This is a genomic window from Cellulomonas sp. NS3 (assembly GCF_024757985.1).
Taxonomy (GTDB): domain Bacteria; phylum Actinomycetota; class Actinomycetes; order Actinomycetales; family Cellulomonadaceae; genus Cellulomonas_A.
The window spans coordinates 3676172-3700158 of sequence record NZ_CP103289.1 but is presented as its reverse complement, the minus strand read 5'-3'; the positions used below and the strand labels follow the sequence as shown (position 1 = coordinate 3700158).

Sequence of the window (23987 nt, the reverse complement as noted above, 5' to 3'; positions counted from 1 at the left end):
CGGCCAGGTACCAGCCAGGCAGTCCGGACAGCGAGGGAAGGCACCCATGAGGAGCAGGGTCGCGTACGCGTGCTTGTTCGCGGCGACGCCGCTCGTCGCCGCAGCGGCGGTCCTGGAGCCTCGCCTTCTGCTCGTCGTCCCGGGCATCGCGGCGCTGCTCGCCCTCGCGTGGCCGTGGGGCCGGCTCACCTGGTTCGTCGGCGGCGCCATGGTGGTGTTCCAGACGTCGGCCGGCCTGACCATGCCGAAGGTGGCCTACGTGGCGGGTGTCGCCGTCGCGCTGCTGCTCGCGGCCCCTGGTGTGGCGCGGACACTGCGCACCTGGGGTGTGCGCTTCCGCCCGGGCCTGTGGGGTGCCGCGTTGCTGGCAGGCTGGCTGGCCGTCGCGACCTCGATCCAGTCGTTGGGCGCGGGCGTACCGGTCGAGTCGTGGGCGCGGGACGCGCTGACGTACTTCCTTGTCTGTGCCGCAGTTGTCTTCGGCATCGACGCCGCCTCGGTCGTCAGCGTCCGGGCGGCCCGGGCCGTGACAGCGTGCGTCGGCGTGGTCGTGGCCTACGGGTTCGCGACGAGCTGGATTCAGCGACGTGGGCTGGCCGCAGAGTCGGGGCAGGTGCTGCTCGCGTCGATGGTCGCTCTCGTCGTCCCGATCTCCTTGGCCATCGTGCTCGCACTCGCGGGACGCGGTGCGCGTGCGCAGTGGCTGGCACTCGCCGGAGGGCTGGTGGGCGCTGTCCTGCTCACCGGCACTCGGACAGGGGTCGTGCTGCTCGCTCCCGCGCTCGGCGTCATCGGCGCGCCGAGCAAGGGGCGGGTGCGTGCGAGCAAGATCCTGGTCGGCATGGCGGTGGCGCTCGGTGTCATCGCGGCGGCGCTGTTCACGTTCGGCTCACGAATCACGGGTGCCGGCTTCCAGCAGGCGCGGATCCGTGACGCAGTCCGGGCGTTCACCGAAGGCGTCTCACAGGACGGCTCCGGGTCCATCCGGATCCGTGCGTACGAGTACGCCGAGGGCATCTTCCGCGACAGCCCTCTGCTGGGGCAGGGCCTCGGCGTCTTCTTCCCGAACCCCAACCCCGGAGGGGGTGAGACCAGCTTCAGCCTCGACACGCCGTGGGTGCTGCTCGCGAAGTTCGGACTGGTAGGAGCCGCCGTACTCGTCGCGGCGCTCACTCTCATCGTCCTGCCGTGCTTCCGGCCGCGAGGCGACCCGCCGATGTTGGAGGCCGCGGTCGCGTCCGGCTCCGTGGTCGGGTGGCTCGCGATCCTGCCCTTCGGGCCTCCGACCGAGGACAAGGGTTTCGCGATCTCGATCGCCTTGCTGCTCATGCTCGTCGGCTCGGCCGCCCGCACGACAGCGGCTGCTACGACCGGCGACGGCGATGACCAGACATCGTCGGCGTCAGCGCCGGCGCTGCCGCCTCCCGGACTGGGCCGCAGCCGGTCCGAGGTCCTGGCGGCCGCTGGGGACGGGCGCGCCGGCACCGTGGCTGCCCTCGAGAGACGCGTCGCGCCCCGCGCTCCGCTCCGGACCCACAGCAGTGGCCGCGCATCGTTGCCTCGGCCGGTCGAGGGCCTCGAGGAGCTCGCGTGAGCAGCCCGGCAGCCCGGAGCAGGGGACCGAGGGCATCGATCGTGCTCTACCTGGCTGTGGCACCGTGGTATCGGCAAGCGTGCCTCGACGCGCTGCACGAGCGGCACCCCTCGCTCCGCGTCTTCACCGGTGACCGCGCCCTCGACCCGACCGTGCGAAGCGGCGTGGACGGCCTTTATGTCCGGCGCGTGACCAACATGGCGCTGCTCGGGCGGAGGGTGCTCGTGCAGGTCGGCTCCGTGGGTGCGGCAGTGGCCGCGGCACAGACGATCGTCGACCTCAACCCTCGGAGCATCACCGCGTGGACCATCTTGGCGGTGCGTCGCGCGTCGGGTCGCCGGACGCTCGTCTGGGGCCATCTCCACGCGCGCGCAGGTGCGCACGCGCGCAGCAACGCGCTGCGCCGGATGATGCGTCGGCTCGCGGCCGGCACTGTGCTCTACAGCTACGACAGTGCCGCGGACGCTCGGCGCGAGCTTCCGTCTCAGCCGGTCTGGGTCGCCCCGAACTCCCTGTACCTGCGGAGCCAGCTGGGCCCAGCTCAGGGCTCGAAGCCGCAGAGGTCCGTTCTGTACGTCGGCCGCCTGGTTCCCGAGAAGCGTGTGGATCTGCTCGTCGAGGGGTTCGCCCTGTCGTCGTTGCCTGATGCGCGATACCGCCTCGTGGTGGTCGGCGAGGGTCCGGAGGCGGAGCGGCTCCGCGTTCTTGCCGCAGAGCGGGGTGTCGCTGCCTCGGTGGAGTTCCTCGGTTCTGTGCATGACGCCGGCGAGCTCCGCCGGCTGTACGCGCAGGCGCTGTGCTCCGTCTCGCCCGGGTACGCCGGCCTCGCCGTCACCCAGTCGTTGGGGTTCGGCGTGCCGATCGTCGTGGGCTCGGGCGAGCCACATGCGCCCGAGATCGAGCTCGACCGGTTCGGCGGTGTGCGGTACTTCGCCCGCGGCGATGCCACGGCGCTCGCGCGGTTGCTCGAGTCGATGGTGCGGCGATCAGCCGACGTCGATGCTCAGCGGCTCGCGCATCCGGTGAAGGAGTGGTTCTCGGCGGAGGCGATGGCGCGGGGCCTGTCGGACGCGCTCCTCGATCGACCGATGCGGGTCGGGAAGGACGGCTGGCCTGATGCGGCGACTTCGGACGGATGAGCCGTCGGCGCGCTCTCGCATTCCCGCATGGGCCTCGCCGGTCGTGCGGTCCGCGCTGCGCCGCGCCGCTGTCGGCGCCAACGTCACGTACGGCAGGGACCTGTCCGTTGGCGTCGGGGCCCGCATCAGCTCGGCGCACGGGCTCGTGCTGGGCGACTGGGTGCGTGTGGGTGCCCGCTCGGTCATCGAGGTGTCGGGGACCGTCGGAGACTTCGCGCTGCTCGGCCGCGGCGTGCAGATCGTCGGACGGGACGACCACCGCACGGACGAGGTCGGCGTCCCGATGGCACTGAGCACGTGGATCGGCGAGCGGCCGACCGGGCCGCGCGACCGCGTGACGATCGGTCGCGACGTCTGGATCGGTGCCGGCGCGACGGTGCTGAGCGGCGTCCACGTGGGTGCCGGCGCGATCATCGGCGCGGGTGCCGTGGTCACGCGGGACGTCGAGCCCTTCGGGGTGGTGGGCGGCGTTCCAGCGCGCCTGATCGGCCACCGATTCGCATCCGAGCAGGAGCGGGCACAGCACTTGACGCTGCTCGACGAGCGGTGCCGGCGGCTGCGCGCCGAGGGTCTTTCGGGATAGTTCATAACGATCATCCTGATCTCCGACCGGGCGGGAGCGCGCGCTAGAATCGTTGGCCGGCGCTCCGATCCGTCGAGCCTTCTCAGGCACGCAGTTCGCGTAGAAACAGGGGACGATGTCCAAGAGGATTGCTTTGATCACGGGCATCACCGGCCAAGACGGGTCGTACCTGGCCGAGCTGCTGCTTGCCAAGGACTATGAGGTGCACGGCCTCATGCGACGCGCTTCGACGTTCAACACCTCGCGGATCGACCACCTCTACGTGGACCCGCACGACCCCGCGGCCCGGCTGTTCCTCCACTACGGCGACCTCTCCGACGGAGCGCGCCTGGTGACCCTGCTCAATCAGATTCAGCCGGACGAGGTGTACAACCTCGCTGCTCAGTCGCACGTGCGGGTGAGTTTCGACGAGCCCGAGCACACGGGTGACACCACCGGGATCGGCGCCATCCGACTTCTCGAGGCTGTCCGGATGGCGGGCCTCGACTGCCGCTACTACCAGGCCTCCAGCTCCGAGATGTTCGGCGCGACACCACCTCCGCAGAATGAGGAGACGCCGTTCTACCCGCGCTCCCCGTACGGCGCAGCGAAGGTCTACGCGTACTGGGTCACGAGGAACTACCGCGAGGGCTACGGCTTGTTCGCGGTCAACGGCATCCTGTTCAACCATGAGTCGCCTCGGCGTGGTGAGACGTTCGTGACGCGCAAGATCACGCGTGCCGTCGCGCGCATCAAGGCCGGGCTCGACCAGCATGTGTACCTGGGGAACCTCGACGCGATCCGTGACTGGGGGTACGCGCCGGAGTACGTGGAGGGGATGTGGCGGATGCTCCAGGCGGACGAGCCGGACGACTTCGTCCTGGCGACGGGCGGCAACTTCTCCGTGCGGGACTTCGTCGTCGCGGCGTTCGAGCGCGCAGGTCTGGACTGGGAGGAGCACGTGCGGTTCGACCCGCGTTACCTGCGTCCGACCGAGGTGGATGCGCTCGTCGGAGACGCCTCGAAGGCCGAGCGTGTGCTGGGGTGGAAGGCGACGGTGCAGACCGACGAGCTCGCCCGGATCATGGTCGACGCGGACATCGAGGCGCTGGCCTATGAGGGGCGCTCGTGGATCGACGCACCGGCGCTCGCCGGGTGGCCGTCGTTCGGGGTGCGCACATGAGCGACCAGCGCACCACCGATCCCCTGGACAGGTCCTCGAGGGTCTACGTGGCCGGGCACCGTGGTCTGGTCGGGTCAGCGGTGTGGAGGGCGCTGACCGCCGCAGGGTTCTCGGACCTCGTCGGCCGGACGTCGAGCGAGCTCGACCTGTTGGACCGCGATCGTGTGTTCGACTTCTTCGCCGATGTCCGACCGCGTCACGTCGTGCTCGCGGCGGCGAAGGTCGGCGGCATCATGGCGAACGCCACGTACCCGGTCGACTTCCTCTCGGCCAACCTCCGCATCCAGGTGAACGTCATGGATGCCGCTCGTGAGTACGGCGTGGAGCGCCTGATGTTCCTCGGGTCGTCGTGCATCTACCCCAAGCTCGCGCCGCAGCCGATCAAGGAGGAGTACCTCCTCACGGGACACCTCGAGCCGACGAACGACGCGTATGCGATCGCCAAGATCGCGGGCATTCTCCAGGTGCAGGCGGTTCGGCGTCAGTACGGCCTGCCGTGGATCTCCGCCATGCCGACCAACCTGTACGGGCCGGGCGACAACTTCTCACCGGAGGGTTCGCACGTGCTGCCCGCGCTCATCCGGCGGTACGACGAAGCCCGCCTGGCCGCAGTCCCCTCCGTCACAAACTGGGGAAGCGGTGCCCCCCGGCGCGAGTTCCTCCACGTGGACGACATGGCCTCGGCGGTCCTGCACCTGCTCGACCACTACGACGGAGCGGCGCAGGTCAACGTCGGCACCGGGGAGGACCTCACCATCAAGGAGCTCGCCGCGATCGTCGCCGAGACCGTGGGCTACCGGGGAGAGATCGCGTGGGACAGGTCCAAGCCGGACGGGACTCTTCGAAAGCTGCTCGACGTGTCGGTGCTCCGAGAGACGGGGTGGGCGCCGACCATCGGGCTCAGAGAGGGGATCGCCTCGACCGTCGAGTGGTACCGGGCGAACGTGACGGGGCTGCGCGTCTGACGGCTGGGCTCGCCCGGTTACCACCACGTAACACCCGTGGACACCCCGTGCCCGCGCGGTGAAGGTTCTGCCACCATGCGTGCCATGGCGACAACCACCCCCCAGACGGCGACGGCACCCCCGCGCAGCGCCGTCGACCGCTTCTTCAAGATCACCGAGCGCGGCTCGACGATCGGCGCCGAGGTCCGTGGTGGCCTCGTCACGTTCTTCACGATGAGCTACATCGTCGTGCTGAACCCCTTCATCATCGGCACGGTCCAGGACGGCACCGGGAGCTTCCTCGGGGGCGGTGACGGCCCGAACTTCGGGATGATCGCCGCGGCGACGGCGCTCGTCGCGGGCGTGCTGTCGATCCTCATGGGCGTCGTGGCGAACTTCCCGCTCGCGCTCGCGGCCGGGCTCGGGCTCAACGCCGTGGTCGCGTACTCGATCGCGTCGCTGCCGGACATGACGTGGGCCGACGCGATGGGCATCGTCGTGCTCGAGGGCCTGATCATCCTGGTCCTCGTGCTGACCGGGTTCCGGGAGGCGGTGTTCCGCGCGGTCCCGATCGAGCTCAAGACGGCGATCAGCGTCGGCATCGGCCTGTTCATCGCGTTCATCGGGCTCGTGGACTCCGGGTTCGTGCGCATCCCGGCGAGCCTCGCGACGCCCGTCGAGCTCGGCATCGGGGGCTCGGTCGCCGGGTGGCCGCTGCTCGTGTTCGTCGTCGGCCTGCTGCTCGCGATCGTGCTCATGGTGCGCCGCGTCAAGGGCGCCATCCTCATCGCGATCCTCACCGCGACGATCCTCGCGGTCGTCGTCGAGCTCGTCGCGAAGGTCGGCCCGCAGGGCTCCGAGGGGCAGAACCCGTCGGGCTGGGAGCTCAACGTGCCGTCGATCCCGGACACGTTCGTCTCGGTGCCCGACTTCGGGCTGCTCGGCCAGTTCTCGCTGTTCGGGTCGGTCGAGAAGATCGGGTTCGTCGCGGTCGCGCTGCTCGTGTTCTCGGTTCTGCTCGCGGACTTCTTCGACACGATGGGCACGATGGTCGCGGTCGGCGGGGAGGCGGACCTGCTCGACGAGAACGGCAACCCGCCGCGCACCAAGCAGATCCTCATCGTCGACTCGGTCGCCGCGGCGGCCGGTGGCGCGGGGAGCGTCTCGTCGAACACGAGCTACATCGAGTCGGCGGCCGGCGTCGGGGACGGTGCCCGCACGGGGCTCGCGTCGGTCGTCACCGGCATCGCGTTCCTGCTCGCGACGTTCGTCTCGCCGCTCGTCGAGCTCGTCCCGTTCGAGGCGGCCACGCCCGCGCTCGTCGTCGTCGGCTTCCTCATGGTCATGCAGGTCGCGGGCATCGACTGGAAGAACTACGAGGTCGCGATCCCGGCGTTCCTCATCATGGTCCTGATGCCGTTCACGTTCTCGATCACGGCGGGCATGGGCGCGGGGTTCGTCGCCTACGTCGTCATCAAGGTCGCGGTCGGCAAGATCAAGGACGTGCACCCGCTCATGTGGCTCGCGGGCGTGCTGTTCGTCCTGTACTTCACGCTCGGCCCGATCAAGGACGCGCTGGGCGTCTGACGCTCAGCCCTCGGCCGTGGCCCGCACGCGCGCCTCTCCCGCCCCGGCGGCGAGGGGCGCGCGTGCGTCGTCCGAGGGCGACCCGGCGCTGCGGCGGGCCCGGCGGGCGAGCCACAGCCGGTGCCCGACGACCAGCACCACGACGCCGAGCGCCGCGCCGAGCGTGTTCATCACGACGTCCTGGACGGTCGGCACGCGGGTCGGCAGGAACAGCAGCTGCGCGGTCTCGATGCCCGCGGACAGCACGAGCCCCCCGGCGACGACCCGGGCCCACCAGGCACGCGCGGGCCGCACGAGCAGCCCGACCAGGACGCCGAACGGCCCGAACATCACGACGTTGGCCCCGGCCTCGACGCCGGCGTACGTCACCGGGATGCCGCGCGCGGTCAGCCACTGCGTGATCACCTTGACCTTGCCGAGGGCGTCGTTGTCGGCGAGGTCCGGCGTCAGGGTGATCCACGCGACGAGGAGCAGCCAGACGACCAGCGCCGCCCGGGTGAGGTGGCGCGTGCGCGTGGTCATCCCGCCAGGCTAGGCACCGTGCTGTCGTAGATTGGCCGGACTTCACGCATCCCTCACGAAGGAGTCACCACGTGCGCATGTCGGTCATCGGGTGCGGGTACCTGGGGGCGGTCCACGCGGCCTCGATGGCGAAGCTCGGGCACGAGGTGGTCGGCGTGGACGTCGACACCGCGAAGGTCGAGGCGCTCGCCGCCGGCCGCGCGCCGTTCTACGAGCCGGGCCTGCCCGAGCTGCTCGAGGAGACCTCCGCGACGGGGCGGCTGCGGTTCACGACCGACCTCGCCGAGGTCGCCGGCTCGCGCGTGCACTTCGTGTGCGTGGGGACCCCGCAGAAGCGCGGCGAGTTCGGGGCGGACATGGTCTTCGTGGACGCCGCGTTCGACGCGCTGCTGCCGTACGTCCAGCCCGGCGACGTCGTCGTCGGGAAGTCGACCGTGCCGGTCGGGACGGCGGAGCGGCTCGCGGAGCGGCTCGAGCCGACCGGGGCGACGCTCGTGTGGAACCCCGAGTTCCTGCGCGAGGGCTTCGCGGTCGAGGACACGCTGCACCCGGACCGGCTCGTCTACGGCCTGCCGACCGGTGCAGGCGCCGTGCCGACCCCCGCGGGGGACGCCGCGCAGGCGGTGCTCGACGAGGTCTACGCGACGCCGCTCGCGGAGGGCGCACCGCTCGTCGTGACGGACTACGCGACGGCGCAGCTCGTGAAGGTCGCCGCGAACTCGTTCCTCGCGACCAAGATCTCCTTCATCAACGCCATGGCCGAGCTGTGCGAGGCGACCGGCGCCGACGTGACCCGGCTCGCGGACGCGATCGGGTACGACGACCGTATCGGGCGCCGGTTCCTCAACGCCGGGCTCGGCTTCGGCGGCGGGTGCCTGCCCAAGGACATCCGCGCGTTCATGGCCCGGGCGGGCGAGCTCGGCGTCGACCAGGCGCTGTCGTTCCTCCGGGAGGTCGACTCGATCAACATGCGCCGCCGGGTCCGCATGGTCGACCTGGCGCGCGAGGTGTGCGACGGGTCGATCGTGGGCCGGCGCGTCGCGGTGCTCGGGGCGGCGTTCAAGCCGGACAGCGACGACGTGCGCGACTCCCCGGCGCTCTCCGTCGCCGCGCAGATGCAGCTCCAGGGCGCGTACGTCACGGTCACCGACCCGCAGGCCGTCGAGAACGCGCGCGCCAAGTGGCCGGACCTCAAGTTCGCCGAGTCGGCGCTCGAGGCCGCGCAGGGCGCCGACGTCGTGCTGCTCGCGACCGAGTGGCGCGAGTTCCGTGAGCTCGACCCCGAGGTGCTCGGCGAGGTCGTCGCGGAGCGGCGCATCCTCGACGGTCGTAACGTGCTCGACCCGGTCCGGTGGCGCGCCGCGGGCTGGACCTACCGGGCGCTCGGGCGCCCCTGACCATGACGGCGTCGGGGGGTGGCGCGGGGCCCGACGACGGGACCGGGCGCGGGCCCGGCGAGGGGGCCGGGCCGGCGGGGCCGCCGGACATGCCCGGGTGGACCGGGGGAGTGCCCGACGGGTGGCGCACGCCGCCGGTGCGCCGCGGCGGCGTGCCTTCGTGGGGATGGGTTCTGATCACGCTCGGCGTCCTCGTGGCGTTCGCGGCCGGTGTCGCGGCGCTGGGCCGCGGTGGCCCGGACGTCGGGCGCATCATCTCCGTCACCGGGACGCCGACCCCGGTCCCGTCCCCGGCACGCACCCCGGACGGCTGGGACGTCACCGAGGTGGACCTGGACGCCTACGCCGCAGGGCTCGTCGACGCGACGAACGCGGCGCGCCGGACCGAGGGCCTCGACCCGCTCGCCGCGTCCGACTGCGCACGTGCGGGCGCGCAGACCCGCGCCACGGCCCTCGTCGGGCAGGAGGACCTCGAGCACGCGCCGCTCGGCCCGGTGCTCGACGCGTGCGCCGGGCCGACCGTCGCCGCGGAGAACCTCAGCCGCGCCGCCGCGGAGCCGCCCGCGGTCGTCGACGCGTGGCTCGGCTCCCCGGGGCACCGCGCGAACGTGCTCGACCCGACGCTCGACGAGCTCGGCGTCGCGTGCACCGTGGACGGCGACCAGGTCCTGTGCTCGGCGGTCTTCCTCGGCCCGTGAGCCGGCGGCAAAGCGCTGGGACGGTGGCCGCGTCCGGGTGAGACTCGGCGGATGATCGAGCGCCTCGACCCGCCCGGGCTGCACGCGACCCCCGGCTACAGCCACGTGACCGTCTCCGAGGCGGGCCGCCTCGCGCACCTCGCGGGGCAGTGCCCGCTCGACCGGGAGGGACGCGTCGTCGGCGCGCCGGGCGACCTCGTCGCCCAGACCCGTCAGGTCGTCGAGAACTGCCTCGTCGCGCTCGCGGCCGCGGGCGCGGGGCCCGCGGACGTCGTCCGGTCGATGGTCCACGTCGTCAGCGCGGACCCCGCCGAGCTCGGGCTCGTGTGGGCGGAGCTGCGCGCGTCCGCCCTGGCCCCGGCGTTCACGACCGCCAGCACGCTGCTCGGCGTCGCCGCGCTGGGCTTCCCGGGGCAGCGCGTCGAGGTCGAGCTCACGGCGGCGCTGGGTCCCGTCGCCTGACAGGTCGTCGGCGGGCCGACCCGTGCACGCCGCACGGCAGCCGCGCGCCCAGGCCCGCGCGGCTGCCGTACGCTGCCGGACGAGATGGGCGGTTTCGTCCAGTTGCTTACCCAAGGTAATGAACTAGGGTAAGAACATGCCCCTCGGAGAGATCGCCCCGCAGCGCCCGGCGACGGGTCGCGCCTCCAGCCTCGCCGCGAAGGCCGCGTCCGCGGCCGCCGGCGTCGCCACCAAGGCCGCCTCCGCGGCCTCCGGCGCCGCCACCCGGGCCGGTGCCGGTGCCGGTGCCACGGCCACGACCGCCACGACGACCGCGCGGCCCGCACCCACCGCGAAGCAGTGCCGCCCGGAGAACCTCGCGGGCGAGCTCCGCATCGGCATCTTCCGCTCGGCCCGCCGGCTGCGTGCCGAGCGCGGTGCCGCGGACCTGCCCGACCACCAGTTCTCCGTGCTCGCCTGGATCCACATCGACGGACCTATGACCCCGGGCGCGCTCGCCGAGCGCCAGCATGTCCAGCCGCCGTCGATGACCCGGACCGTCAACGCGCTCGCCGAGCTCGGCTTCGTCACCAAGGCCGAGCACCCGAACGACGGTCGCCAGGTCGTCGTCAGCCTCACCGAGAAGGGCGCCGCGGAGGTCACCGAGACGCGCCGCCGCCGCGACCAGTGGCTGACCCGCCGCCTGACCGCGTTCACCCCCGCCGAGCGAGCGACCCTCGCCGAGGCGGCCCAGCTGCTCCGGAGGCTCGCCGCCGAATGAGTCCCACCTTCTCCTCGCTGCGCTACTACAACTACCGGCTCTGGTTCGGTGGTGCCCTCGTCGCCAACGTCGGCACCTGGATGCAGCGCGTCGCGCAGGACTGGCTCGTCCTGACCGAGCTGACCGACGAGTCGGGCATCGCCGTCGGCATCACCACCGCGCTTCAGTTCGGGCCCGTGCTGTTCCTCTCGGCGTGGGCCGGCGTGCTCGCCGACCGGCTCGACCGCCGCAAGCTGCTCGCCGCGACGCAGGCGGCGCAGGCCGTGCTCGCGTTCGGGCTCGGCGCGCTCGTGCTGTCCGGCCACGCGCAGCTGTGGCAGGTCTACGTGTTCGCGGGCCTGCTCGGGTGCGTGTCCGCGATCGACGGCCCGGTGCGCAACACGTTCGTCGCCGAGCTGGTCCCGCGCGAGAAGCTCTCGAACGCCGTGGGCCTCAACAGCGCGTCGTTCAACACCGCGCGGCTCGTCGGGCCCGGCGTCGCAGGCCTGCTCATCGCGTGGGTGGGCTCCGGCTGGGTGTTCCTGCTCAACGGCGTGACGTTCGCGGCGACGATCCTGGCCCTGACCCGGATGCGCTCGACCGAGCTCCACCGCATGCCCGTCGTCCCGCGCGCCAAGGGCCAGATCCGCGAGGGCATCGCCTACGTGCGCGGCCGCAGCGACATCGTCGTCATCATGGTCGTGATCGGCGTCGTGTCGACGTTCGGCCTGAACTTCCAGCTCACGAGCGCCGTCATGGCGCGCACCGAGTTCGGCAAGGGCGCGGGCGAGTACGGGATCCTCGGCTCGATCCTCGCGATCGGCTCGCTCACCGGGGCGCTGCTCGCGGCCCGGCGGGAGCGGCCGCGCGTGCGGCTCGTGATCGGTGCGGCGTTCGCGTTCGGGGTCACGAGCGGGGTCATGGCGCTCATGCCGACGTACTGGTCGTACGCGCTCGCGTGCATCCCCGTCGGCCTGGCGTCGCTCACGATGATGACCGCCGCCAACACGACGATCCAGCTCACGACCGACCCCGCGATGCGCGGGCGCGTCATGGCGCTCTACATGATGGTGTTCCTCGGCGCGACGCCCATCGGCTCGCCGATCGTCGGGTGGGTCGCCGAGGAGTTCGGGGCGCGCTGGGCGATCGGCCTCGGGTCGATCTCGGCGCTGCTCGTCGCGACCGGTGCCGCGCTGTGGGCGGCCAAGAGCTGGCACCTGACCGTCCGGTACCACGTGCTCAGCCGCCCGCACCTCGAGGTGCGGCACCCCGAGCCGGACGAGCCGGACGGCGCGCACGAGCCGGGTGCCCGGATCGAGACCGCGCGCCGGCTGCGTGCGCAGGAGGCGTCGGACCGCTCGTCGGCGGCCTGACCGGTCGTCGGGGCGGGTCCGCGCCACCGGGTGAATGTCGCCGCCCCCGGGCGGCCGGCGCGGCGCGCTGTGACACGCTCGGCTCGTGACGCCCTCCGCCGAACCCGAGCCGGGGCGTGCTCCGGAGCCGGTGCCCGCGCGCGACGGCCGGGAGCCGCCGGCCGCCGAGACGGCCGCTGCTCCCGCGCCGCGCCCGGGAGGGACCGCGGCCACGGACGCGGACGAGACTCCCGCGCCAGCCGCGTCCGGGACCCCTGCGCCCGTCCCGGACGAGGACCCCGCGCCGCCCCGCCGCCGCCGGCTGCGGCGCACGCTCGTCGCGCTCGGCGTCCTCGTGCTGGTGCTGCTCGTCGCCGCGGGCTGGCTGGCCTCCCGCGCCGCACAGGCGGCCGACGGCCTGACCGAGGCGGGCGCGGTCCTCGCGGACCTCGAGAGCGGGCTCGCCGGGGGCGACGTCGGCGCGCTCGCGGACGGCCTGCCGGGGCTGCAGGAGGACACCGCGCGGGCCCGGGCTGCGGCGAGCGACCCGGTCTGGCGCCTCGCGGAGCACCTGCCGTGGGCCGGACCGAACCTGACGGCGGTCCGCACGGTCGCGATCGCGGTCGACGACGTCGCGACCGACGCGCTGCCCGCCGTCGTCGAGCTCGGGGGGCTCGTCGCCGACCCCCAGGTCCGGCGCGCCGACGGCTCGATCGACCTCGGCCTGTTCACCGCAGCCGCACCCGCCCTAGACCGGGCCGCGACGACGACCCGCACGTCCGCCGCGACGGTCGGGGCGCTCGACACCACGCGCCTCGTGGACCGCGTCGCCGGGCCGGTGACCCAGGTCGCCGACGGGCTCGGCACCGCGGCCGACGCGCTCGGCTCCGCGTCCGACGCGGCGCGGCTCCTGCCGCCGATGCTCGGCGCCGACGGCCCCCGCACCTACCTGCTGCTCTCGCTCAACTCCGCCGAGCTGCGCAGCGCGGGCGGGATCGTCGGCGCGGTCGCGGCGTTCACCGCCGACGGGGGCGCGATCCGGCTCGTCGACCAGCGCTCGACGCTCGACCTGCGCCCGCTCGACGCGCCGGTCCTCCCGCTGACCGACGAGGAGCTCGCGGTGCACAGCGACCGCCTCGGTCGCTGGGTCCAGAACACCGTCCTCACCCCCGACTTCCCCCGCAGCGCCGAGCTCGTGAGCGCGATGTGGACGCGCAGCGTCGGCACGCCGGTGGACGGCGTGCTCGCGATGGACCCCGTCGCCGTCGCGTACCTGCTCGACGCGACGGGCCCGGTCGAGGCGGGCGGCGTCGAGCTCACCGCGGGCACGGTGCTCGACGTCCTGCTGCGCGAGGCGTACGTGCGGCTGCCCGAGGCCGAGGAGGCGGACGCGTTCTACGCCGACGTCGCGTCCGCGCTGTTCGCCGCGGTGAGCTCGGGGCGCGGCGAGACCCGGGACCTGCTCGACGCGCTCGCCCGCGCGAGCGACGAGCGGCGCGTGCGGGTCTGGTCGGCGCACGCCGACGAGCAGGACCGGCTGGCGCGCACGTCGCTCGGTGCGGACTTCCTCGCCCGGCCGGGTGACGCCGCGTACGCGGTGCAGCGCCCCGGTGCGGAGACGACGCTCGACGGCTCGGGTCTCGACGCACGCTCCCCGGCGGGCGCTCCGGGCGTGTTCCTCAACGACGGCTCCGCGGGCAAGCTCGACTACTTCCTGACGACGGACCTGACCGTCGAGGAGCTCCGCTGCGCCGCGCCGCCGGCGCCCGGCTGGGCCACGGCCGTCCTGCGCCTCGACCTCGCGTACGCCCCTCCGGGTGACATCGCCGGGTACCCGCGGTACGTCACCGGGACGGCCGACACGGGCCTGCCGGTCGGCGGGGTCGCGACCAACATCACCGTCTACGCACCCCCGGGCGGCCGGATCCTCGACCAGCGCCTGGGCGACCAGCTCGTCGGGGGAGCCACCGCCACCGAGCAGGAGCGCGCCGTGAGCACGCTCACCGCACGCCTGCTGCCGGGCGAGCAGGCGACGTACCGGTTCACGGTCACGGTGCCCGCACCGGCGCCGGGCGAGCGCCTCGACGTGTGGACGACGCCGACGCTCACGGCGCCCGGGATCGTCACGGGCGCCTACTCCGACTGAGCCGTCGGGGCGCCCCGACGTGCCCGTCCGGTGGGCGACCGACCGGGTGATTCCGCGGTTTCACCCGGCCGCCTCCGGGCCCGCGCGGCGAGCCGGAGTTACGGTGGCGTCTCCTGATTGTCCGATTGATCCGGTTACGGGAGAGAGCACCGCCATGAAGAGATCGATGAGGGTGAGCGCCGCCGCCGCCCTGTCGGCCGCCGTCGGCCTGGCGTTCGCGCTGCCTGCCGCCGCGGCGGTCGCGCCGTCGCCGAACGGCTGCGGCGACACCGGGGACGGCTACTCGGCCGGGGGCGTCTGCGCCCTCGAGGTCGAGGTCCTCTCGCCCGTGTGCGACAACGACATCCCCTACCTGACGTACAAGGTCGCGGCCGAGGGGGCCGGCGCGACCTCGCTGAGCATCACGTGGGACAACCCGTCCGGTGCGGACGTCGTGCAGTCCGGGCTCCCGCTCGAGGGTCGCGTCCCGTGGCCCGGCGCGGTCGCCGGCGCCGACGGCAAGGGCGCCGACTGGCCCGGCTGGACCAAGGCATCCGACGGCACGTGGGTCGAGGGCGACGAGTTCGACTGGGTCCGTCCCGGCGTCGCCGTGACCCTCGCCGTCAACCCGTCCGTGACCACGACGGTCGCCTACCCGCCGTCCTCGCCGGTGTGCCTGACGTCGCCCCCGTCGTCGTCGTCGGTCCTCGCCGCCGCGCCGGGGTCCTCCGCGTCCTCCCAGGTGCTGGCGGCGACCGGCTCCGAGACGACCCCCTGGCTCGTCGCCGCGGGCGCGCTCGTGCTCGCCGGTGGCGGGCTCGTCGCGGCCCGTGCGCGGTCCCGCCGGGACGCCACGAGCTGAGCCGCTGACCCAGCGGGCCCGTCCGGCCCGCACGACACGGCCCGTCCCCGGTTCGCCGGGGGCGGGCCGCGCCCGTTCCGCGGTCGCCGCGCCCGCGAGGCGGCAGGGCGGCGCGTCCGACGGCCGCGCCGCCCGGCGTCCGTCGGTCAGGACGGGTGCGGCTCGTGCCGTCGTCGGGCACGTTCCGCGAGCAGCACCGCGACGACCCCGCACGCGACGAGCGCCGGCACGACGAGGAACGCCGTGTGCGGCCCGACCTGGTCGGCGAGCCCGCCGAGCAGCACCGGCGCGACCGCGACGGCGGCGCCGACCCCGAGCGTCGAGCGGGCCTGCGCCTGGTCGAGCCGGCCGTCGGCAGCCCCGAGCAGCATCGAGATCGCGAGCGGGAACTGCGCCCCGTACCCGAGCCCCGCGACGACGAGCCCCGCGAGGGCGAGCGACGGCGTCGTCGCGACCCAGAGCACCAGCCAGCCCGCGGCGGCGACCGCAAAGGCTGCGAGCAGCAGCTGCAGGGGAGTGAACCGCAGCGCGAGGCGCCCGACGGCGAACCGCGCGACGCACATCCCGGCGATGAGCCCCGACACGGCACCGGCGGCGACCCCGCTCTCGGCGCCCGCGTGCGTGCGCAGCAGGTCGGCCGCCCACGCGGTCGTCGCGTTCTCGATGGCGACGACCGCGACGAGCGTCGCCCAGAGCAGCCAGAAGGTGGTCGAGAAGCGGAGCGGGCGACCGGTGGCGGCACCGGCGTGCGGTGCATCGCCGGACCGTGCGGCCGTCACGGACGAGGCGGGCTCCGCGTCGGCGGCCGCGGCCGCGGTGGCCCCCGCCGCTGTCGTCCCCGCCGTCTCCGTCGTCCCCGTCGTCCCCGTCGGCTCGGCCCTCGCGGTCGCCGTCGCCGTGCCGAGCGCGCCCTGCCCGGGCAGGCGCGCGACGAGCAGCGCCGTGACGGCCGCGAGCACCACGGTGACGGCCACCGCCGGCCGCCAGCCCCACCCCAGGGCGACCGCGCCGCCGAGCGCGAGCGGCCCGACGAGCCCGACGAGCGCCCCGACCCCGTGCCCCTCGCTCACCGCGGCCGGCCCCGCGGCACCGTGGTGCACCGTGAGCGCGGGCTGCGCGGCGGCGATGAAGAGCGCGCCGCCGGTCGCGACGACGGTCGCCGCGGGAAGCGTCACGAGCAGGCCCGGTGCGCTCACGAGCGCGGTGACCCCGGCGGCGAGCAGCCCGGCCGCGAGCAGCAGGACCCCGCGGCGCCCGAGCCGGCGCACGAGGGCGGCGCTCGTGAAGCCGGAGGTCAGGGTGCCGCACGCCATGAACGTCGTCTGCAGGCCGGCCTGCGCGCGCGTGATCCCGAGCTCGTCGGCGAGCAGCGGCAGCCCGGGGACGAAGCTGTAGAGGAACCACCCCCACGTGCCGAAGCACGCGTACAGGGCAGCGGTGACCCGGTCCCGGACGAGCCGGGCGGGCACGGGGCGGGCGCTCACCACGGTGCCGGTGCCGGGGCCGGTGCCGCGCTCAGCCCAGCTGCTCCACGACGTGGTCGACGCACCGCGTGAGCGCGAGCACGTCCTGCGGGTCGACCGCGGGGAACATCGCCACGCGCAGCTGGTTGCGGCCGAGCTTGCGGTACGGGTCGACGTCGACGACGCCGTGCGCACGCAGGACCCGGGCGACGGTCGCGGCGTCGATCTCGGGGGAGAGGTCGATCGTGCCGACGACGTCCGAGCGCACCGCCGGGTCCTCGACGAACGGCGTCGCCCAGTCGCGCTGCTCGGCCCAGCCGTAGAGGTGCGCCGCGGACTCCGCGGTGCGCGCCGCGGCCCAGTCGAGCCCGCCGTGCGACAGCATCCAGTCGAGCTGCTCCGCGAGGAGCACGAGCGTCGCGAGCGCCGGGGTGTTCAGCGTCTGGTTCAGGCGCGAGCTCGTGACCGCCGTCGTGAGCGAGAGGAACTCGGGCACCCAGCGGCCGCTGCCCTCGACCTGCGCGGCCCGCTCGACCGCGTCGGGCGACAGCACGGCGAGCCACAGCCCGCCGTCGGACGCGAACGACTTCTGCGGCGCGAAGTAGTAGACGTCGGTCTCGCTCACGTCGACCGCGAGCCCGCCCGCGGCGGACGTCGCGTCGACCACGGTCAGGGCGCCCTGCTCGCGCGAGCCGGCCACGCGGCGCACCGGCGCGGCGACGCCCGTCGAGGTCTCGTTGTGCGGCCACGCGTAGACGTCGACGCCGTCCTCGGGCTCGGGCAGCGCGAGCTGTCCCGGAGGCGCCGTGCGGACCGTCGGCTCACCGAGGAACGGTGCGCGCGCCGCGGCCGCCGCGAACTTGGCCCCGAACTCCCCGAAGCTCGCGTGCTGGCTGCGCTCGCGCACGAGGCACAGCGTCGCGAGGTCCCAGAACGCGGTCGAGCCGCCGTTGCCGAGCGCGACCTCGTACCCGTCGGGCAGGGCGAAGAGCTCGGCGAGGCCCGCACGGACGCGCCCGACGAGCGCGCGCACCGGCGGCTGGCGGTGCGACGTGCCGAGCAGAGTGCGGCCGACGGACGCCAGGGCCTCGACCTGCGCGGCGCGGACCTTGCTGGGCCCGGAGCCGAACCGCCCGTCGACGGGCAGCAGGTCGGCGGGGAGGGTGATCGCAGGGATCGCGGGCGCGGTGTCGTGGGCCTCGGGCACGGTGCAGACGATACGGCGTCGGGAGCCGTCGGCGCCGGACCGCCTACCCTGGTGGCCAGCGACGACGACGAGTGCGACGAGCGAGAGGCTGCGGCGTGAGCGACCTGATCGACACCACCGAGATGTACCTGAAGACCGTGTACGAGCTCACCGAGGAGGGCATCACGCCGCTGCGGGCGCGCATCGCCGAGCGGCTCGGGCACAGCGGCCCGACGGTCTCCCAGACCGTGGCGCGGATGGCGCGCGACGGCCTGGTGGTGGTGAGCGGGGACCGGCACCTCGAGCTCACCGAGCTCGGGCTCGCCAAGGCCACCCGCGTGATGCGCAAGCACCGGCTCGCGGAGCGGCTCCTCACGGACGTCATCGGGCTCGACTGGGAGTTCGTGCACGAGGAGGCGTGCCGGTGGGAGCACGTGATGAGCGAGCGCGTCGAGCGCCGGCTCGCGGCGCTGCTCGACCACCCGCACTTCGACCCCTACGGCAACCCGATCCCGGGGCTCGCGGAGATCGGCGAGACGAGCACGTCCGAGCAGTTCCTCGACGGCGTCACGTCGCTCCTCACGGTCGCGAACGCCGCGTCGGGCCGGCTCGACGACGTCGTCGTCGCGCGCCTGGGTGAGCCGATCCAGCCGGACGTCGAGCTGCTGTCGCGGCTCGCGCAGGCCGGGATCCGCCCGGGCGTGACGGTCACGGTCGAGCGCGGGCCCGGCGTCGTGACCGTCGCGCCCCCCGGCGCGGTGACGGTCCTCGACCTGCCCGACGACGTCGCGCGGCACATCTTCGTCGGCAACCGCTGAGCGCCCGTCCCGGCGCTCCCGAGCCGCCGGGGACCGCGGGGACCGGGCCCCGCTGACCTGCGCCGAGGCGCGCGCGACCCCCTCGGACCCCGTGCCGGCGGGGTCGCGTCGTGCGGCCGCGAGTCCTGCGCGGGGGAGGGGCGTGCGGGACGTGCGAGCCCGTCACGTGAAGGGGACGAAACGGACGTGTCGGATACGTGACATTTTCGCGGGGACTCCTGTACGTTCGTCCTGCTTCACCCGGACCCTCCTTCGGGGAAGCCCTCGTGCGGATCGCCCAGCCCTGCCGCCGCACGCGGTCCGCTCAACTCGCCGGCAGGGGCGGGGGACCCATGACGGGCACCGGCAACGGTGTCCTTGGGGTGAAGCCCGACGGATGCTCGCATCCCGACGGCCGGGTGCTCTCCCACCCGAACCCGACAGCTGACCTCGCAGGCGACAGGAGAGGTACTCAGTGACCGAGAGCATGACGCGCGCGCGGCACCGTTCTGCACGACGCCCTGCTACACCGCTGACCGACTTCGCCTCCGCGGCGTCCGACTCGATGGGTGCGGTGGGCCGCGGGGCCGCGATCGTCGCCGCGTCGGGCGGTCTCGTCGCCACGATGATCAGCCCTGCGGGTGCCGCCCCCGGCGCCGGTTCCGCGGGTGCGCTGCCGGCGGTCGACACCTCCGCGCTCACCGCGTCGGCGCGCGCCGTGCTCCAGACCTCGCCGGTCGTCTCGTCCCCGGTGGACGCCGCGTGGTCCTTCGAGGCCCCTGCCGTGACCGTGGCCCCGAAGCCCGTCGCCCAGACCCGCGTCGCACGGACCGCCGCGAGCCGCAGCGCCGAGCGCACCGCCGCCGCGACGGTCAACAACCCGATCCCGCAGTCCGTGTCGGGCAACGCGGTCCTCGAGATCGCCGCCCGCTACGTCGGCACCCCGTACCTCGCGGGTGGCACGACCCCCGGGGGCTTCGACTGCTCCGGCTTCGTCGGGTACGTGTACGCCCAGCTCGGCATCTCGCTCCCGCGCACGTCGTCCGCCATGAAGGGGGCCGGCACGGTCGTCTCGCGGGCCGACGCGCTCCCCGGCGACCTGATCTGGAGCCCCGGGCACATCAGCATCTACGCCGGTGGCAACGACCAGATCGACTCGCCGTCGCCCGGCAAGACCGTGCAGTTCCGCACGATCTACCAGAGCTCGCCGGTCTTCATCCGCATCGGCTGAGCCACCGCCGCACCGCTCCTCCAGGGCCCCTGCACGCCGTCGCGCGCAGGGGGCCCTGGACGTACGTCCGGAAGTCGCCGGGCGTTCACGCCGCGCACGTGCGAAAGTCGAGGGACGCGGCGCTGCTCGCCGCGTACTCTGGTCGCGCTTGCACTCCCCCAGGGACCCACCAGCCAGGTGGGTCCACCGATCTGGACAGGAGCCCGCCGTGCTGATGCCCGTGACGCACCGGACGCTGCTTCTCAACGCCAGTCTCGAACCCCTCTGCGTCGTGAGCGTGCACCGCGCCGTCACGCTCGTCATGTCCGGGAAGGCGTCGATCCTCGAGACCGACGGGCGTGAGCTCCACTCCGAACGCACCTCGCTGCCGCTGCCGCTCGTGCTGTGCCTCACGCGCTACGTGCACGTCCCCATGCGCAAGGCGGTCGCCCCGACGCGGCGCACGGTCCTGCAGCGCGACGGCCACCGCTGCGCGTACTGCGGCGGGGGAGCGGACACGGTCGACCACGTGCAGCCCCGCTCGCGCGGCGGCCGGCACGAGTGGACCAACGTCGTCGCGGCGTGCAGCCGGTGCAACCACCGCAAGGCCGACCGGCTGCTGCACGAGATCGGCTGGGAGCTGCCGTTCGTCCCGCGCGCGCCGCGCGGCCTGGCGGCGCTGATGGCCGGCTCCCACGTCGACGAGCCCACGTGGAGCGCGTACCTCGTCGCCTGAGCGTCGGCTCCTCGCCGACCGGCGTCCTGCACGCCAAGCGCCCCCCAAGAACGCCTCCCGAAAGTTTCCGGTCGAGGCATGATCGGGGGCAGACTGGGTGCCGTGACGACCAGGAGGTGCGGGCCATGACGCGCGACGACGTCGTACTCGTGGGGGTGGACGGCTCGGCGGCAAGCCTGCACGCGCTCGACTGGGCCGCCGCCCAGGCACAGGCGCACGGACGCCGGCTGCACATCGTGTGCTCGTACTCGTTGCCGTCGTTCACGGCCGCCTCGCTCGACGGCGGCTACGCGGCGCTCGACGACTCCGCGATCCAGGAAGGTGCCCGGGCGGTGCTCGCGGAGGCGAAGGCGCGGGTCGCCCCGTCGGGGGTCCCGGCGACCGCGACGGTCGCGACGGGTGACGCCGCGGGGGTGCTCGTCGAGATGTCGCACGACGTGACGCTCGCGGTCGTCGGCACGCGCGGGCGCGGCGGCTTCGCGGACCGCCTGCTCGGCACGGTGTCCTCGGCGCTCCCCGCGCACGCGTCCTGCCCGACGGTCGTGGTGCCCCTGCGCGGGGCGGACTCGTCCCGGGTCGTCCCCGACGACGCGCCGCTCGAGCCGGTCGCGCCGGTGCGGCGGATCGTCGTCGGCATCGACGGGTCGCCGCAGGCGGACCTCGCGCTGCGCTGCGCCCTCCGCGAGGCCGAGGTGTGGGGCGCCGAGCTGACCGCGGTCGCCGGCGTGCCCGTCGGCGCCGGCAGCGGGATCCTCGCGTGGCTGCCCGCGGCCGTCGACCACGAGCAGGTGCTCGCGGACGCCGCGGAGGGCCTCGACGTCGTCGTCGACCGCGCGCTCGCCGACCACCCCGGGCTCACGGTGCGCCGCCACGTGCTCGACGGCACGGGCGCCGAGCTGCTGACGGAGTTCTCGACCGCCACGGACCTCATCGTCGTCGGCTCGCGCGGGCGCGGCGGGTTCGCCGGACTGCTGCTCGGGTCGACGAGCCAGGCGGTGCTGCACCACGCGGTGTGCCCGGTCATGGTCGTGACGAGCCGGTGCAAGCAGTTCGCGGAACGGACCGGTGAGGTGCCGCCGGAGCGTCGGGTCTAGCCGGCAGGGCGCGGGACGGGCGGTGCGCCAGGTGGGCGCTGGTCGTCCGTACCGGGTCGTCGGCGCCCGGCCCTGTCAGGCAGGCGGTCGGGTCACGCCGGCGGGGCCGCAGGGACGTCGGGCCGGCGCAGCAGCGCGGACAGGACGATGGTCGAGCGCGTCCGGGCGACGAACGGCTCGGCGGCGAGGCGCTCGACGACCTGCTCGAGGTGGCGCATGTCGTGCGCGCGGACCTGCAGGACGACGTCGACGTCGCCCGTGACGGTGCTCGCGGCGACGACCTCCGGGTAGTTCTCGACCGCCGCGCGCATCGTCGCCGGGCTCGTCGAGCCGTGGCAGTAGAGCTCGACGAAGGCCTCCGTGGCCCAGCCGAGGGCCGCCGGGTCGAGCAGCACCGTGTACCCGCGGACGACGCCGCGCGTGCGCAGCCGGTCGACGCGACGCTTGACCGCGGGCGCCGAGAGCGACACCGCGGCACCGATCTCCGCGTAGCTCGCCCGGGCGTCGACCGCGAGCTCGCGCAGGATCGCGGTGTCGAGGCCGTCGAGCGGGGCGGGCGGGGTGGTGTCGGCGGGGCGGTCCCAGGGAGCGGCGGGTGGCACGCGCTCATCATCCCGCACCGGGCGCGCGCCCGGCCGCGGCGGGTGCGCTCGGGCACGCGCCGGCGACGTCGAGGAAGGGGCGTTCACGACCAAATGGTTCGGATCGCGTGATCTCACGAATCAATACGCCGAGGAACGATTTTTCCGGGCAGCGCGGAACAAACCCGACATATAGCCGTAACAATGCGCATCCGGTCTTGCGTCCAGGTGGCAATTCCGCAAAAGTCGTGCTCGACGAGAGGCAGGGGCACCCATGGCGACTGTGCGCGAGGACCGACGGCTCGGCACCATCCCGACCCAGCGCGAGGTCGGCGCGGCGGGGGTCGCGCCCGACGCGACGGCAGCGGTGACCGCGGCGCCCGACGAGGCGACGCCGGACGGCGCAACGGCGGCACGCGATGCGGCTCCGGCGACGGCGGCACGCGACGTGGCTCCGGCGACCGGTGACCAGGCCGCGTCCGGCGCGCGGGCCTCGGTCACGACCGCGCCCGCGGTGACCCCGCTCGTCCCCTCGCCGGCTCCCGCTCCCGCGGTCGAGAGCATCGCCCCGGCCGAGGCCCCCGCGGTCGGCACGCCCGACACCGCGACCGCGACCGACGACGCGCGCGCCACCGACCCAGCCCCGCAGCTCGCGCCGGCAGCACCCGCCGCCCCTGCGCGGCGTCGCCGGGTCCGGACCGCGCTCGTCGTGGGCGCCGTGTCGCTCGTGCTCGGCGCGCTCGTCGCCGGCATCGTCGTCAAGGTGCAGCTCGACGCCCGGGCCGCCGAGCTCGCCCGCGCGCAGGACCGCGTGGCGACCGAGACCGCCGCACGCGCGGCGGACGTCCGGTTCCTGGACCAGCGCGCGGGCGCCGTCGAGCTCGCGTCGTCCACCGCGTTCCGTGCGGCAGCCCTCGCCGACGCCGCCGCGGTGACCCAGGCCGCGCAGGGCGTCCTGGCGGCGACGCCGCAGGCCGGCGACGCGCCCCGGGCCGCGCTCCAGGCCGCCGTCGACGCGCTCGGCGCGGCGACCGCGACCACCGGCAGCGGCACGAACGTCGAGACGCTGCGCACGGCGGCTGCCGCCGTCGCCGCCCCGCAGCAGGCCGCGGTCGAGGCGCAGGCCGCCTGGCAGGCCGCCGAGGACGCCCGCATCGCTGCCGAGCGTGCCGCCGCGGAGGCCGCAGCGGCCGCCGAGGCCCAGGCCGCCGAGCGGCGTGCCACCGCGCGCCCCACGTCCCGTGCACCTCGGCAGGCTGCCGCCCCGCGCGCCGCCTCCGGGGGCAGCGCGCCGGCCGCCGCCGCGGCGCCGGCCGAGACCGCCGGGGGCTGGGCCGCCGGCGTCGAGTCGTACGGGGTGGGCGGGCTCGGCGAGGCGATCAACGCGCACCGTGCGGCCAACGGTCTGGGTCCGCTGAGCGTGTCCGGGTCGAGCTCGCTCGCGAACCACGCGGCGGACATGGCGGCCCAGTGGCGCATCTGGCACAGCGGCCGCGACCACATCGTCGGCTACGTGCAGCCCGCGAGCGCGAGCGCCATGATCTCCGCCTACGCGAACTCGTCCGGCCACAACGCGTGGCTGCTGTCCAGCACCTCGCACGTGTCGATCGGTGCCGTGACGCTCAACGGGCGCCTGTTCACGGCGATGTCCTTCAGCTGACCGGCACCGCACCACCCGGCACCGCACCACCCGGCGCGCGCGGCCCCGGCGCCGGACGGACCGACGCGGACGCACGAGGGCCCCGGACGCAGCA

Annotated in this window: 22 protein-coding genes and 1 riboswitch; of the genes, 18 read left to right on the top strand and 4 right to left on the bottom strand. The window is 74.3% G+C overall.

Going from position 1 to position 23987, the window contains the following annotated elements; all coding sequences use genetic code 11:
- The first annotated feature begins 73 nt into the window (after nt 1–73).
- The 6 genes from NXY84_RS16740 to NXY84_RS16715 all read left to right on the top strand — a co-directional run bounded on the left by NXY84_RS16740 (nt 74) and on the right by NXY84_RS16715 (nt 7009).
- On the top strand, nt 74–1594 hold the full coding sequence (locus NXY84_RS16740; protein WP_258724173.1) for an O-antigen ligase family protein: 1521 nt from the start codon (nt 74–76) through the stop codon (nt 1592–1594).
- Nucleotides 1591–2733 (top strand): glycosyltransferase, encoded by a 1143-nt coding sequence (locus tag NXY84_RS16735; protein ID WP_258724172.1) that lies wholly within the window; start codon nt 1591–1593, stop codon nt 2731–2733. Before NXY84_RS16740 ends, NXY84_RS16735 begins: the two co-directional genes overlap by 4 nt.
- Nucleotides 2734–3016: 283 nt before the next feature.
- The gene (locus NXY84_RS16730; protein WP_258724171.1) at nt 3017–3316 is read left to right on the top strand and encodes a DapH/DapD/GlmU-related protein; all 300 of its coding nucleotides are present in this window, start codon (nt 3017–3019) and stop codon (nt 3314–3316) included.
- Nucleotides 3317–3431: 115 nt separating this feature from the next.
- A complete protein-coding gene (gmd, locus tag NXY84_RS16725) occupies nt 3432–4478 on the top strand; it encodes a GDP-mannose 4,6-dehydratase (protein WP_258724170.1) in 1047 nt (348 codons plus the stop codon).
- Nucleotides 4475–5443, top strand: a complete 969-nt coding sequence (locus tag NXY84_RS16720; RefSeq protein WP_258724169.1) for a GDP-L-fucose synthase family protein — start codon at nt 4475–4477, stop codon at nt 5441–5443. The genes gmd and NXY84_RS16720 overlap by 4 nt, the downstream gene beginning before the upstream one ends.
- 84 nt (nt 5444–5527) lie before the next feature.
- The gene (locus NXY84_RS16715; protein ID WP_258724168.1) at nt 5528–7009 is read left to right on the top strand and encodes an NCS2 family permease; all 1482 of its coding nucleotides are present in this window, start codon (nt 5528–5530) and stop codon (nt 7007–7009) included.
- Nucleotides 7010–7012: 3 nt separating this feature from the next.
- Here the strand turns inward: NXY84_RS16715 and NXY84_RS16710 are convergent, their stop codons facing one another.
- A complete protein-coding gene (locus NXY84_RS16710) occupies nt 7013–7531 on the bottom strand; it encodes a VanZ family protein (protein WP_258724167.1) in 519 nt (172 codons plus the stop codon).
- Between the two features lie 71 nt (nt 7532–7602).
- Between NXY84_RS16710 and NXY84_RS16705 the strand changes: the two genes are divergently transcribed.
- The 7 genes from NXY84_RS16705 (at nt 7603) to NXY84_RS16675 (ending at nt 15166) form a co-directional block, all read left to right on the top strand.
- Nucleotides 7603–8928 (top strand): UDP-glucose dehydrogenase family protein, encoded by a 1326-nt coding sequence (locus NXY84_RS16705; RefSeq protein WP_258724166.1) that lies wholly within the window; start codon nt 7603–7605, stop codon nt 8926–8928.
- Nucleotides 8929–9017: 89 nt separating this feature from the next.
- Entirely contained in the window at nt 9018–9626 is a 609-nt protein-coding gene (locus NXY84_RS16700; RefSeq protein WP_258724165.1) for a CAP domain-containing protein, read from the top strand.
- A gap of 51 nt (nt 9627–9677) precedes the next feature.
- Entirely contained in the window at nt 9678–10088 is a 411-nt protein-coding gene (locus tag NXY84_RS16695; RefSeq protein ID WP_258724164.1) for a RidA family protein, read from the top strand.
- 136 nt (nt 10089–10224) lie between these two features.
- Nucleotides 10225–10848 carry a MarR family winged helix-turn-helix transcriptional regulator gene (locus NXY84_RS21770; protein ID WP_309485008.1) on the top strand — a complete coding sequence of 208 codons (624 nt, stop codon included), beginning with the start codon at nt 10225–10227 and terminating at the stop codon, nt 10846–10848.
- Nucleotides 10845–12200, top strand: a complete 1356-nt coding sequence (locus NXY84_RS16685; RefSeq protein WP_258724163.1) for an MFS transporter — start codon at nt 10845–10847, stop codon at nt 12198–12200. Before NXY84_RS21770 ends, NXY84_RS16685 begins: the two co-directional genes overlap by 4 nt.
- Nucleotides 12201–12285: 85 nt before the next feature.
- Entirely contained in the window at nt 12286–14325 is a 2040-nt protein-coding gene (locus tag NXY84_RS16680; RefSeq protein WP_258724162.1) for a DUF4012 domain-containing protein, read from the top strand.
- Nucleotides 14326–14491: 166 nt separating this feature from the next.
- The gene (locus NXY84_RS16675; RefSeq protein ID WP_258724161.1) at nt 14492–15166 is read left to right on the top strand and encodes an LPXTG cell wall anchor domain-containing protein; all 675 of its coding nucleotides are present in this window, start codon (nt 14492–14494) and stop codon (nt 15164–15166) included.
- A 146-nt stretch (nt 15167–15312) separates the two neighbouring features.
- Here the strand turns inward: NXY84_RS16675 and NXY84_RS16670 are convergent, their stop codons facing one another.
- Entirely contained in the window at nt 15313–16650 is a 1338-nt protein-coding gene (locus NXY84_RS16670; RefSeq protein WP_258724160.1) for an MFS transporter, read from the bottom strand.
- 31 nt (nt 16651–16681) lie between these two features.
- Nucleotides 16682–17836 carry a phosphoserine transaminase gene (gene serC, locus NXY84_RS16665; protein WP_258724159.1) on the bottom strand — a complete coding sequence of 385 codons (1155 nt, stop codon included), beginning with the start codon at nt 17834–17836 and terminating at the stop codon, nt 16682–16684.
- Nucleotides 17837–17931: 95 nt separating this feature from the next.
- On the opposite strand from serC, the gene NXY84_RS16660 reads away from it, so the two are divergent.
- The 4 genes from NXY84_RS16660 to NXY84_RS16645 all read left to right on the top strand — a co-directional run bounded on the left by NXY84_RS16660 (nt 17932) and on the right by NXY84_RS16645 (nt 21652).
- On the top strand, nt 17932–18633 hold the full coding sequence (locus NXY84_RS16660; RefSeq protein WP_258724158.1) for a metal-dependent transcriptional regulator: 702 nt from the start codon (nt 17932–17934) through the stop codon (nt 18631–18633).
- Nucleotides 18634–18924: 291 nt separating this feature from the next.
- Nucleotides 18925–19085: riboswitch (cyclic di-AMP (ydaO/yuaA leader) on the top strand.
- 2 nt (nt 19086–19087) lie between these two features.
- Nucleotides 19088–19843, top strand: coding sequence for a C40 family peptidase (locus tag NXY84_RS16655; protein ID WP_258724157.1), 756 nt, complete (start codon nt 19088–19090; stop codon nt 19841–19843).
- A 214-nt stretch (nt 19844–20057) separates the two neighbouring features.
- Complete coding sequence (locus NXY84_RS16650; RefSeq protein WP_258727251.1) at nt 20058–20558, top strand: HNH endonuclease; 501 nt, start codon at nt 20058–20060, stop codon at nt 20556–20558.
- 125 nt (nt 20559–20683) lie between these two features.
- A complete protein-coding gene (locus NXY84_RS16645) occupies nt 20684–21652 on the top strand; it encodes a universal stress protein (protein ID WP_258724156.1) in 969 nt (322 codons plus the stop codon).
- A 92-nt stretch (nt 21653–21744) separates the two neighbouring features.
- Here NXY84_RS16645 and NXY84_RS16640 read toward each other — a convergent pair whose 3' ends face one another.
- Entirely contained in the window at nt 21745–22254 is a 510-nt protein-coding gene (locus tag NXY84_RS16640; RefSeq protein ID WP_258724155.1) for an Lrp/AsnC family transcriptional regulator, read from the bottom strand.
- 253 nt (nt 22255–22507) lie between these two features.
- On the opposite strand from NXY84_RS16640, the gene NXY84_RS16635 reads away from it, so the two are divergent.
- Complete coding sequence (locus NXY84_RS16635; protein ID WP_258724154.1) at nt 22508–23893, top strand: hypothetical protein; 1386 nt, start codon at nt 22508–22510, stop codon at nt 23891–23893.
- The last annotated feature ends 94 nt before the right edge of the window (nt 23894–23987 follow it).